Below are 13,050 nucleotides of genomic sequence, written 5' to 3'. Positions count from 1 at the left end.
ACTGAGCAACCAGCAGAAGAGTCAACTGAAGTTATAACTGAACAACCAACTGAAGAAGCAACAGCTGTGGAAACAGAAGGTACAACTGAAGAAGAAGCAACTGTAGAAGCAGATGATGCAACAGAAGCAACAGCGGTTGTTGAAGCTGACGATGCTACTGAAGAAGCAACAGATGTTGTAACAGATGAAACTACTGAAGAAGCAACAGACGTTTTAGCAGATGAAACTACTGAAGAAGCAACAGACGTTTTAGCAGATGAAACTGCTGAAGAAGCGACAGATGTAGTAACTGACGATGCTACTGAAGAAGTAAAAGCAGAAGAAACTACTGAAAAAGTAAACCCATCTGCAGCTAACAAAGCAAAGTCTCAAGCAAGCGCACATGCTAGCGAAACAGCAAAATTACATGCTGCACCAAACTCAGCAGTATTAGCTGGTGAAAAAGAAGAAGCATCTGATGTTGTAACTGAGCAACCGGCAGAAGAGTCAACTGATGTTGTAACTGACCAACCAGCAGAAGAGTCAACAGAAGTGGTAACTGAACAACCAGCGAAAGAGACTACTGAAGTTGTAACTGATGAAACAACAGAAGTGGTAACTGAACAACCTGCTGAACAAACAACTGCAGTTGAAACAGAAGGTACAACAGAAGCAGCAGCAACAGTTAAAGCAGACGATACTACTGAAGAAGCAACAAAAGTAGTTAGCCCATCTGAAACAATTGAAAATGCAAAACTAGACTCTGCAGTCAATTCTTTAGTTTTAATTATGAAGAAATTGATCCAGATGCTTATGTTGAAGTGGTAATCGATTCAACATTGCAGAAGTTGTAGCTTACAACGAAGCAACGTTCAAGCTGATACAAAAGAATTATCTAGCTCGAAGAGAAACCGAGGGAAATTTTCCTCGGTTTTTTTGTATTTTCCATACTCAATACCCCTCTATACCAGAAGGGAAACATATTTCTATTGTCGAAATAAAAGAGGGTGAAGATTATTTTAATTGGAGGCAACGATGATGGCAGGTAGAGGAGTCGAATCAAAGGATTTATATGAATTGAAGTCTGTGGTGAATCCACAATTTTCTCCGGATGGTCAATCGTTCGTTTATGTGCAAACAACCATTGATCAAGAAATGGATGAATATCAGTCACAAATCTTTTACCAAACAATTGATAAAGATGAACAGCCAGTTCAATGGACGTTTGGAAAAGGGAAAAACCATTCACCTCATTGGTCCCCAGATGGAAGGGAGCTTGCGTTTGTCTCCAACCGAAGCGGAAAAAATCAGATTCATATTCTAAGTACCAGTGGTGGAGAAGCAAGGCAGCTAACGTTTCTTCCGAGTGGGGCGAGCAACCCGGTTTGGTCGCCTGATGGAAACAAGATTGCTTTTACTACATCCGTCAAGCCAGAACAAAGCATTTTTGAAAAAAAAGAAGAGAATAAGCAAGAAAAGCTAGTACCGCTTGAAGTGACGAACATGCGTTATAAATCAGATGCTAGCGGTTTTTGGCAGGGGGACTTCAAGCAGGTTGTGATGGTTGATGTGAAAAACGGAGAATTAACGCAGCTTACTAATGGCCACCGCGATGTTTCACTCTATGCCTGGTCACCGGATGGGAAATATCTCGCGGTTGGTGCGGATTTAGCGGAGGACTTGGATGCCTCATTTATCTATGATGTATTTCTATTAGACATTTCCAAAAAAGAATTCATCTCTGTGACAGATTCTACTGGCTTCTTTGGCAGTGCCACTTTTTCACCGGATGGAAATTATCTTGGAATGCTTGGGCATAAGCGGGAATTTGAGAATGCCACACATACAAAAATCTGGGTTTATTCCTTCCGAACGAAGGAAATGAAGTGCCTAACAGCCGATAGGAATCTATTAGTTGGGGATTTTATGACGGGAGACTTCCACCAGGGCGCGACTTCCCCGGGATTGTTGTGGAACAGTAATAGTAGTGGATTCTATTTTGTAGCATCGGAAAAAGGAAATACCAATCTCTACTATAGCGATTTACATGGCGGGATCGATCCTGTGCTAGTGGGTGAGCACCATGTATACGGCTATTCCATTCATTCTGAATCGAAAAAGGCTCTAGCTGCAATTAGCAGTCCGACTGAAATTGGCGATTTGTACTTGTTCAATCTTACAGGAAAAGAAGGCACATTAGAAAAGCGAACGAATGTAAACGAGGCATTCTTATCCGAAACAACCCTGTCGCAACCTGTATCCATTGAGTTTGAAGGGGCGGACGGCTGGAAGGTGCATGGCTGGTTGATTAAGCCGGTTGGCTTTGAAAAAGGGAAGAAATATCCGTTATTACTAGAAATTCATGGCGGTCCGCATATGATGTACGGAAATACATATATGAATGAGTTTCAAATTTTAGCGGCAAAAGGCTATGCAGTCTTATACATGAATCCGAGAGGCAGCCATGGATATAGCCAAGAATTCGTTGATGCCGTTCGGGGAGATTATGGCGGCAACGATTATCAGGATCTCATGCTTGCCGTAGATCATGTATTGGCAACGTATGATTTTATTGATGCATCTCGACTTGGTGTGACCGGCGGAAGCTACGGGGGCTTTATGACAAACTGGATTGTCGGCCATACGAATCGCTTTAAAGCTGCGGTGACACAGCGATCGATCTCGAATTGGATTAGTTTTTATGGGGTAAGCGATATCGGCTATTATTTCACGGAGTGGCAAATCGATGCTGATTTCCGCGATATTCAAAAGCTGTGGAAGCATTCTCCGCTTGCCTATGTAGAAAAAGTAGAAACACCTTTATTAATTTTGCATAGTGAGAAGGATTTCCGCTGCCCGGTTGAGCAGGCTGAACAGTTATTTATCGCCTTAAAACGATTAGGCAAGAAAACGAAATTCGTTCGTTTTCCAGAAGAAAACCACGAGCTTTCAAGAAGCGGTAAGCCAAGCCTCCGAAAAAGCCGGTTGGATTATATCGTGGACTGGTTTGAGGAAAATCTCTAATATTGATCACAAAAGAGCCGTAATCTTTGAGATTACGGCTCTTATTTTTATAAATAAAGACTTAAGGAGCGAGAATTGTACAAAACGAAGTGAGAATCATTATTCTTATCAACATATCTAGCATGAACAACCACTCCTTTAGGAATTGATTGATTACATGACTAATTATATAGCCCGTTTATTGAGTTTGTATATGAGAACTGTAAATGAATTGTTAATTAAGTGGTGGTAAATAAATGAAGTACGTGCCCGAAGATTAAGCTAATAACAACAAATGGTCGCGTAGAGCCTCTACGCGACCATTTTAATGAAGAACAACAGGAAGCAGTTCCTATACCAACCGACTGTTTCCACTTTTCTATTTCCCAATAAACTCCTGAGTCCAGTAATCTCCATCAGCAACATATCCAACCCCGATAGAAGTAAAGTTCGGGCTTAAGATATTTTTACGGTGACCTTCACTATTCATCCATGCCGTTACAACTTCTTCAGGCGTTCTTTGTCCCATGGCAATATTTTCACCCGCATAGCGGTAGGTAATGCCATATTTTTTCATCATTTCAAATGGTGAACCGTAGGTTGGGCTTGTATGGCTAAAGTAGTGATTGGTAGACATGTCTTGTGATTTATCTCGAGCCATTTTGCTCAGCGATAAATCTACTTTTAGCGCAGATAAACCATTCTTCGCACGTTCTTGATTCGTTAAATCAACCACTTTCTGCTCATATGCACTTAAGCTATAAGTAGATTCCGATGTAGTAGTAGTCTCGGCCTGTGCTGGCTCTTGCTGTACCGGTGTGGTTGAAGCCTGGGTTGTCTGATCAGGTGTTGGTGCAGGTGCCGGAGTTGGCGTAGGCTGCTTCACCGTATTTTGAGTAACCGACATACCAAGGCTTGCTAAATATTTTTCAATGATACTATTAATCTCATCCATATTTGATGCTTTATACACATACACCTTTTCTTGTGTTGTCGGCGTAAATGTTGCAGCATGTGCTTTATTTAAGAGCGGGTTCGCCATCACCACGGCCGCCGCCGCTACTACCGTTAACATTGCTTTTTTCTTCAACATGAAACCATCCTCCTTAGGGTGAAAAATGCTGTGACTTAACAGCCTCATCGTACCACATGATTTTTGTCATATTTAATCCAGGAATTTACAGTTAAATTTCCGTCAGATGGCTCTATCTTATAAAAAGTCACCCATTTCCTAAGGTTACCGACGATTCTACCTTTGAAAAATAGTACCCTGTCATTCTACTAGTTATTTAAAGAAATTCCATTTATTGTTCAGAAATAGAGGGTTGACACCATTCAAGAAAGAAGTGCCACTTTACAAATATTTCAGGAAAAAGACGAAGATTAAGGAGATTTTACTAACCAAACCACCATAAAATTTAGCTACTATTTGGACATGGTGTGACATATTCTTTGGTAAAAGGGTGAGAATAAAGGAGAGTATGCACCATGCGGAAAAAATCAGCATTATCCAAGAGATTGCTAAGCGGCATTCTGGTACTTGCCGGCATTTTTGCAGTTTTTTTAATCATACGATCGGCCATCTTCTCGTCCACCGGTGAGGCGCAGGAAGTGGTAGATGAATTTTATGGATATGAACAAGAAGGCGATTTTGCTAATTCCTGGGGGCTTTTTCATTCCTCAATGAAGAAAAAGTTCAGTAAGGGAAACTATATACAGGACCGAGCCCACGTGTTTATGAACCATTTTGGGGTCGAGACCTTTTCATACACAATCGGGGAGTTGGAGGAATTGAAGGATTGGAAAATGTCTAAAACAGGCCCTTCCCTGAAAAATGTCTATAAAGTACCGGTCACACAAACCTACAAAGGAAAGTACGGGAATTTTGACCTGGAGCAAGAGGTATTTGTGACTGAGGAAAAGGGAAAGTGGAGGATCCTGTGGGATTATAACCAATAAGCTTGAAAATGTGGTACATATTGACAAGGTATTAATGCTATAAACATTTTAACGGACTAAACGATTATGGTAAGATAGGATAGGACCAAGGTTCAAATCATGAAGACAGCTGGAGGACTTACAGTGGCTTATCAAACAAAAGAATGTTTTAAAATGTTTACGTTAAATTCTAATCGTAAGCTTGCAGAAGAGATGGCGCAGATTCTAGGTTGTGAGTTAGGAAGAAGCTCTGTATCTCGTTTTAGTGATGGTGAAATTCATATTAACATAGAAGAGAGTGTTCGTGGAAGTGAAGTGTATTTAGTTCAATCGACTTCACAACCAGGGAATGAATATATCATGGAGCTCCTTATTATGATTGATGCATTGAAAAGAGCATCGGCTAGATCAATCAATGTAGTCATCCCTTATTATGGATATGCTCGTCAAGACAGAAAGGCACGTTCACGTGAGCCGATCACTGCTAAGTTAATTGCTAATCTTTTAGAAAAAGCGGGAGCACATCGAGTTCTTACGATGGACCTGCATGCTCCGCAAATTCAAGGTTTCTTTGATATCCCTGTTGATCAGCTTCTAGGTGTTCCGATTCTGTCGGATTACTTTGAAAGTAAGGGTTTAGAGGATATTGTCGTGGTCGCACCAGATAATGGCGGGGTAACGAGAGCGAGAAAGATGGCAAACCGCCTACATGCGCCGATTGCTTTTGTTGATAAGCGCCGTCCGAAACCTAACGTTGCGGAAATCATGAACATTGTCGGAAATATCGAAGGGAAAAATGCGATTCTTATTGACGACTTAATCGATACCGCTGGGACGATTACGCTTGCAGCGCAAGGGTTAATGGAAAAAGGAGCAAAAGCTGTCTATGCTTGCTGTACACATCCTGTTCTTTCAGGACCGGCTGTAAGTAGAATTGAAGCTTCACCGATCAAGGAGTTAGTCGTGACAAATACGATTGAGCTGCCAGAAGAGAAAATGATTAGTAAAATCACTTCGTTATCTGTTGCTCCATTGCTAGCGGAAGCGATTGACCGTATTCACAATGAAAAACCAGTAAGTCCTTTATTTGAATAGTATTGTTATCAGCATCCAATTCCTATCTTTTAGGTGTTGGATTTTTTCTTTTATTAAGATGGAAATAATTTTACAGTGATGCTTGGTCTTATTTGGTGATATATTTAGCCATATGAATTTTAATTGAATGCTGGGGTGGGTCTATTTGAGCATTGCTACACTTTTTTTTATACTAGGCATCTTGTTTATTGCATCATGTGGCATTTATGTTGGTCGGAGAATTATTACACAACAGACAGAACGTAAGCAAACGGAAGCCAAGTTAATCGAAAGTGAAGACCGTTATCGAAGCTTGGTTGAGCTGTCACCTAAAGGCATACTAGTGTACCAAGATAATAAAATTGTTTACGCCAACTCAGCAGCTTTGAGCTTGTTTAAATCGTCAAATGAACATGAATTATTAGGGAAATCACTTCTTGATTTGGTTCATCCTGAAAGTAAGGAAGAGTTGATTACCAATTTACAGAAAGTACTTAACGGTGAATTTGTTGCCCTCCATGAATATAAATTTAATACGATGAACGGTGAGACTATTTTCGTAGAGGCTGTTGGTTCAACGATTATGTTTAATGGAAAAACCGCTCTCATGGCAATCGGTAGTGATATCACCGAAAAGAAGAACTTGCAGGAACAATTAAATATCAATGAACAGCGCTATAAATCCTTATTTGAGTATCACTCAGATGCCGTTTATAGCTTTGATTTAGATGGGAAATTTACTAGTGCCAACAAAGCGTGTGAGACGATTTCAGGTTACAGCCCCGAAGACCTTATCAATAAGAAGTTTACTGATTTCATCTTTGTGGATGATTTAGAAAAAACAATAAACATATTTGAGTCCACCATTAAAAACGGTGGAAGCCCTCAAAATCATAATATTAGACTGAACCATAAAAATGGAAAAATGATTCATCTTAATGTGACCAGTGTTCCCATTATAGTGGATGAACAAGTTGTGGGGATCTACGGTATAGCAAAAGATATCACGGAGCAAATCAAGAACCAAGCTATGATTCAGCATTTGGCCTACCATGATTACTTAACGGGTCTGCCAAATAGAAATCTTCTAGATAATCATCTATCCAAGGAACTTGATTTAACCGCTAATCAGGATCGAAAGCTTGCCATCTTATTTATTGACCTCGACCGATTTAAAGCAATCAACGACACGTTCGGTCACTCAGTCGGTGATTTGTTATTAAAAGAAGTGGCAAAACGTTTGAAATCCTCTGTCCTTGAAAAAGATCAGGTTTTTAGGCAGGGTGGAGATGAGTTTATTGTTATCTTAGACGATGCTGACCGAACGATTGCAGAAAAGGTAGCGATTCGAATTCTTTCGGTTCTGGCTTCACCATTTAGTTTAAACCAAAGTGATTTATTTATTTCTCCGAGTATTGGTATTAGTCTCTATTCAGAAGATGGAGAATCAATTGAAACACTGATCAAGCATGCAGATTTTGCAATGTACCAAGCGAAAAAGGCAGGGAAAAATACGTTTCGCTTTTATTCTAATAACGAAACAGTGGAGGGTATCAATCCTCTCCTTATGGAAATGGATTTGCATAAGGCCATCGAACGTCAAGAATTTATTTTACATTATCAGCCTAAAATCAATTTGAAAACGGGCAAAGTCATTGGTGCTGAAGCACTGATTCGTTGGAACCATCCTGAGCGGGGAATGATTCCGCCTTCCCAGTTTATCCCCATTGCAGAAGAGACAGGATTAATCATCCCAATTGGTGAATGGGTGCTTCAAGAGGCATGTATGCAGCAAAAGAAATGGATGGAACAGGGATTCTCCAATTGGGTCATCTGTGTGAATTTATCCGCCCGTCAATTCTCACAATGCCAAATTGTAAAGACTGTCAAAAAGGTTTTGGAACAGACAGGATTAGAGCCTCAGTATTTAGAGCTTGAAATAACAGAAAGTATGACGATGGATATTGAACGGACAATCGTCACGTTACAGGAATTAAAGAAGCTCGGACTCTTAATTAGTATTGATGATTTTGGGACGGGATTTAGCTCATTAAATTATTTAAAACAGTTTCCTGTTGATACATTAAAGATCGATCAATCCTTTGTACGCGAGCTATACAATCAAACAAATGACGAAACCATAGTCAAAACAATTATTTCCATGGCCCATACCTTACAATTGAATGTCGTTGCAGAAGGAATTGAAACAAGAGAGCAGCTAGTGTTTTTGCAACAGCATCTTTGTGACACGGCACAAGGTTATTTCTTTAGTGAGCCCCTGCCAGCAAAAGATTGGAATCAGGCGTTTTTTACTAAGATGGAAGAAATTATAGGTACATTCGGTATTTCGCAAGATACTACTAAGCGAATGTGGATGGAAGAAACTGTTAGGATTGCCCGTCAGGAATTACAGGATACCCTTCGGAGACAGCAGGGATTGACGATTAAATATAAAAAGATGGATGGTAAGTTTGTTCATACCATGTGTGACGGAGAATTATTGTATCGCTTTGGTTTAATTCCAGAGCAGGTAATCGGTAAGGAATTGCATGAATTTATCCCTGCCCACCTTGCTCAGGCCAAACTCCCCTTCTATCAAAAAGTGTGGGAGGGTGAAGAGAATATCACCTATGAGGCGAAAATAAATGGAATTTATTATATGGCTGCGTTAAGCCCTTTAAAAAAACGTGGAAAAGTGGTAGAGGTCATTGTTTCGTGCAGTGATATTACGACGCTTAAGGAAACAGAGAAAGCGTTAAGGGAAAGCCAAGAGATGTACCAGCTGGTGGCTGAGAATATGACTGACCTAATTACAATTTTCGATTTGCAGGGAAAAATTAAGTATGCATCCCCTTCCCACCAATCGGTCCTTGGATACCCATCCAGTTACTATGAGAACTATAACTCCTTCTCGAACCTACATCCTGATGATCAGTCACTTTACAAACGTACCTTTGTAAGCACAATTCAGAGCAAACAGACATGCGAAATTCAATATCGCATAGCCATACATGAAGGTGGATGGAAGCTTTTTAAGGTCAAACTGACTCCGGTGTTGGATAATAGTGGCGAGGTTATCCATGTGATTGGGGTAGCCAAAGATATTTTGGGTACTACTATACGCAATGCAGACTGATTTTTTTAATGTCAAAAAGGCTGACATCCTCCCAGGATGTCAGCCTTTTTGGTTTCTTTGCATGTCTCTAGGGTATTAATGTGGTAAAAATGCCAGCTGGTAAAAGAATAGGACAGCGAATACGTAAAGGAGAGGATGAACCTCACGTCCCTTACCTTTGACTATTTTTAACAGCGGATAGCTGATAAAGCCAAGAGCAATTCCTGTTGCGATACTTGATGTGAGCGGCATGCTCAAAATCGTCAAGAAAGCAGGAAAGGCTTCATCAAGTTCGTTCCAGCGAATTTTTGAAATGCTACCCATCATCAAACTGCCGACAATAATTAAGGCAGGTGCAGTAATCGAAGACAACCCGGAAACGGCACCAACGAGTGGTCCGAAGAATGCAGATAGAATAAATAAAACGGCTACTGTCACAGAGGTTAAACCCGTTCGACCACCGGCTGCTACTCCTGAAGTGGATTCAATATAAGCAGTTGTCGGGCTCGTCCCAAACATGGCACCGATGGTTGTAGCAATGGAATCAGACAGCAATGCCTGGCGGGCACGCGGCAATTTGTTGCCTTTCATTAATCCCGCTTGATTAGCAACTCCAATCATCGTACCAGTTGTATCAAATATGGTAACAAGGATAAAGGAAAAAACAACGGCATATAAGCTGTGCTGAATGACGTCAGTCAATGCTGTTAATGGATTTGAGACCACTAGTCCTTCAGGAAGGGAAGGAAGCGACATAAATCCTTGATCGAAGTGCAACTGACCGGTAAAGAAAGCGATCAGCCCTGTAATCACCATGCCGAAAAATAATGCCCCGTTGATTCGCAGCATCATGAGGACTAGAGTGATGGCAAGTCCGAGAAGAGCCAACCAAGCGGACGGAGCATGCAGGTCGCCAAGTCCCACGAGATTGGTCGGGTGCGCAGTAATGATTTTTGAAAGACGCAATCCGATAAAAGCAATAAATAAACCGATCCCAGCAGTAATTCCATATTTCAGGTTTTCTGGAATCGCCTCAATTAATTTTTCCCTTAACGGTGTGAGGGACAAAATGATAAAGATGACACCAGCGATAAAAACGGCTGCAAAGGCTGTTTCATAGTTGATATTTTGATGCGCTCCAACTACGGAATAGGCAAAGTAGGCGTTAAGCCCCATTCCAGGTGCGATGGCAATCGGATAGTTTGCGAAAAGGCCCATCCAAAGGGTTCCCAGCACAGCAGCGATAATAGTGGCAGTGAACACCTGCTCAAAGGGAACGCCGGCATCCGCAAGAATGACCGGGTTGACCACTACGATATATACCATGGTAAAGAAGGTCGTGATGCCTGCCAGTAGTTCTGTTTTTGTATTTGTTTGATTTTCTTTTAATTTAAACATGAGGTTTCCTCCAGAACACGAACGTTATATTAAGACTTTATATATATTATTCGTTTTACGGTTGTTTTTCAATAGTTATTTTTTATTATGCCCTTTATTAATTTTTTTGAATAAGGCTCTGTTAAATTTGCCTGTTGATTTCCGTTCCTATCAACAAAGTGCTAAAAAAACGCTCCCTCCATTTGGAAGAAGCGTTTTTAGATATTAAGGTGTATCTCCCAAACCGATTGTAACGGAGAAGACTTGGTTTTCATTGCCTTCGTGATCGTTAAAGATAACGACAAACTTCCCAACTGGCTCCATTTCAGGGAACAGCTTGGCCAATGTGTCACTATGATAAAGCATCACTTTTTGAGGTAAGTCTGATGTAGCAGTGAATTCTTTTTCTAATTTTGCATCTTTCGGTATTAATTTTGCAGCTATTTGTTTGGCTTCTTCCATTGAACGAGTTTTTTGATCAGTCTTTTCAAATTGAACTGTGATGTCTATAGCTCGGTTGTTGATAAACATTGGCAGCAAGTAATCATTTTTGAACCTGCCCATTTGTTCATTTCCTTTGTTTTCACCGTATTCCTTCGTGAAAGCATCTACTGTATCGCCCAGTCCTGGCTCGATAGAAACTTGTTCGGTTACTGTCTCCTTTTTGGACGTGTTGTTTGTATCTTTCTGTGTAGTCGTTTCCTTTTTCGTTGTGTTTGTTTCTTTAGCCTTGTCCGAATCGCTGTTGTTACAGCCCGCTCCCATTACAGCTAAGCACACTAACAACACTATTAATCCCAATTTCCTCATATGTACCTCCATGTTGAAATATTCTAAACCTTCATATTCCATCCCCCATTATAATTCCACCACCCAAAACGTGCAACGCATTACCCATTACGAATGGACGTCCACCGTGTGCGGACAAATGTCTTTCTTTGGTATCAGGCACCATTTTGGCACCTCTTTATTTTCTTAAGGTTAAGTTAAGGAATTCACATGATAATGGGTGCATCAAGTTATTTTATTCATGGATAGGGTGAGCGTAGGTAAGCCATGGAGGAGGAGTATTGGTAGATGAAAAAGTGGATATGGATAGTAATTAGTATTTTGGTTATTGGGTTTGTGGGGTACCAGTGGTATAACTCGAGAACAAGTAGTCAGGAGGCAACTAACCAGGTTCGAACGGCTGTCGTTCAAAAAGGGAATTTAGAAGTGAAAATCAGTGGCTCCGGTTCCATTCAGCCAGTTACAAGTGAAGACCTTAAATCAACCATCGATAACAACGAAATTGATGAAGTACTAGTTGCAGCAGGTGAGACGGTTAGTGCTGGAGATGAACTAATTACCTTTACTGATGATAGTGATCCGATTACTGCACCCGTTGATGGAATGGTTACAACCATTGACGTTACAGCAGGGGACCGAGTGACGAATGGACAAGTAGTGGCGCACCTGACCAATTACAAGGATTTACAAACGGTTGTTCAAGTGGATGAATCAGACATTCCAAAGATAAAAGAGGGACAGACAGTTGAATTATCGGTCAGTGCGTATTCTGAGCAGGCTTATACCGGTAAGGTTACTGCTATTGCAGATGAAGGAACATCAGCGAATGGATCCTCCACCTTTGATGTGACCATTCATATTGAAAACCCAGTCAACCTAAAGGTTGGGATGAGTGCCGAAGCTAATATTCTTACAGCCAGCAAAAAGGATGCACTTTATGTTCCAGTGGATGCTTTATACACAAACAACAATGAGAAATATGTAGTCGTCACTTCGGCAGGAGCCAACACAGCCAGTAGTGCTGTGACGCAACAAACAGTAAAAACAGGGCTTGCAACAGAGGAATATGTGGAGGTTACGGACGGAGTAAGCGAAGGTGACGTCGTACAATTACCACAGCTGACATCAGGAAGTACCTCGACGAATCAACGAAGCGGGATGATGCAGGACATGGGTGGAATGGGTGCCATGCCGGGCGGTAATTTGCCTCAAAATGACGGTGGAAAGGAAGGGCAAAGTAGTGGACCTAGTAAATAAGGAACTGCCACAAGGTTTTATTTCTCCGATAAGGTCAGATTCTACACATTTAAGAGGGATTTCTACACAAATTTCCGAGAATTCTACACAAAATCTAAGGAATTCTACAAAATTTAGATTTATTCTACACAAATACAAAGGAATTCTACAAAAATAAGATTTATTCTACAAAATCAAGAACTAATTCTACAAATAATGGAAACTAATTCCAAACGTCCCCAAAAAAGTGACCAAAGGGCGGCAAGCAAAGCTACAACTATATATAAAATCAAAAGGTGCTATGATTCATAGCACCTTAACAGTCTTTCTTGATGATATTTTGCTTTTTCAATAATTTGTTGTTTTAAGTTCAAATCTAAACAGTCCTGTGAAATACGGTGAAAGTAATGATAACGCCATTTGTGCCATTGAATGGTCAATTGCTGAACCACATTTATCACCTCATCAATTAGTTATAAATCGTCACGGTCATTAAGTGGATATAACTCTTACTATACCCTTCGTACGACAATTCAATC

The 13,050-nt window shown here is 40.6% G+C and carries 9 protein-coding genes and 1 pseudogene; 6 read left to right on the top strand and 4 right to left on the bottom strand.

Features of this window, described 5'->3' with window-relative positions:
• Together AC3A54_RS16165 and AC3A54_RS16160 are read left to right on the top strand one after the other, a co-directional pair.
• A pseudogene (locus AC3A54_RS16165) lies at positions 1-807 on the top strand (hypothetical protein); the annotation flags it as partial.
• A gap of 207 nt (positions 808-1,014) precedes the next feature.
• Positions 1,015-3,003, top strand: a complete 1,989-nt coding sequence (locus tag AC3A54_RS16160) for a S9 family peptidase (RefSeq protein WP_487655224.1) — start codon at positions 1,015-1,017, stop codon at positions 3,001-3,003.
• 358 nt (positions 3,004-3,361) lie between these two features.
• On the opposite strand, the gene AC3A54_RS16155 is transcribed toward AC3A54_RS16160, so the two are convergent.
• Entirely contained in the window at positions 3,362-4,072 is a 711-nt protein-coding gene (locus AC3A54_RS16155) for a CAP domain-containing protein (RefSeq protein WP_420489863.1), read from the bottom strand.
• 398 nt (positions 4,073-4,470) lie between these two features.
• Between AC3A54_RS16155 and AC3A54_RS16150 the strand changes: the two genes are divergently transcribed.
• From AC3A54_RS16150 to AC3A54_RS16140, 3 genes are all read left to right on the top strand, one after another.
• Positions 4,471-4,941, top strand: coding sequence for a hypothetical protein (locus AC3A54_RS16150; RefSeq protein ID WP_487655223.1), 471 nt, complete (start codon positions 4,471-4,473; stop codon positions 4,939-4,941).
• Positions 4,942-5,064: 123 nt separating this feature from the next.
• Entirely contained in the window at positions 5,065-6,015 is a 951-nt protein-coding gene (locus AC3A54_RS16145; RefSeq protein WP_335547144.1) for a ribose-phosphate diphosphokinase, read from the top strand.
• Between the two features lie 145 nt (positions 6,016-6,160).
• The gene (locus AC3A54_RS16140; RefSeq protein ID WP_487655222.1) at positions 6,161-9,130 is read left to right on the top strand and encodes an EAL domain-containing protein; all 2,970 of its coding nucleotides are present in this window, start codon (positions 6,161-6,163) and stop codon (positions 9,128-9,130) included.
• 75 nt (positions 9,131-9,205) lie between these two features.
• On the opposite strand, the gene AC3A54_RS16135 is transcribed toward AC3A54_RS16140, so the two are convergent.
• The gene (locus tag AC3A54_RS16135; RefSeq protein ID WP_487655221.1) at positions 9,206-10,507 is read right to left on the bottom strand and encodes an NCS2 family permease; all 1,302 of its coding nucleotides are present in this window, start codon (positions 10,505-10,507) and stop codon (positions 9,206-9,208) included.
• Positions 10,508-10,711: 204 nt separating this feature from the next.
• A complete protein-coding gene (locus tag AC3A54_RS16130; RefSeq protein ID WP_487655220.1) occupies positions 10,712-11,296 on the bottom strand; it encodes a hypothetical protein in 585 nt (194 codons plus the stop codon).
• A 267-nt stretch (positions 11,297-11,563) separates the two neighbouring features.
• On the opposite strand from AC3A54_RS16130, the gene AC3A54_RS16125 reads away from it, so the two are divergent.
• A complete protein-coding gene (locus AC3A54_RS16125) occupies positions 11,564-12,532 on the top strand; it encodes an efflux RND transporter periplasmic adaptor subunit (RefSeq protein ID WP_487655219.1) in 969 nt (322 codons plus the stop codon).
• A gap of 278 nt (positions 12,533-12,810) precedes the next feature.
• Here the strand turns inward: AC3A54_RS16125 and AC3A54_RS16120 are convergent, their stop codons facing one another.
• Positions 12,811-12,963: a hypothetical protein gene (locus AC3A54_RS16120; protein WP_413306818.1), complete on the bottom strand. Its 153-nt coding sequence runs from the start codon at positions 12,961-12,963 to the stop codon at positions 12,811-12,813.
• Positions 12,964-13,050: the final 87 nt, after the last annotated feature.

It is taken from the genome of Neobacillus sp. Soil_C_43, from assembly GCF_057656715.1.
Note: the sequence above shows the minus strand (reverse complement) of the source record. Positions and strands in the feature narration are given on the sequence as shown.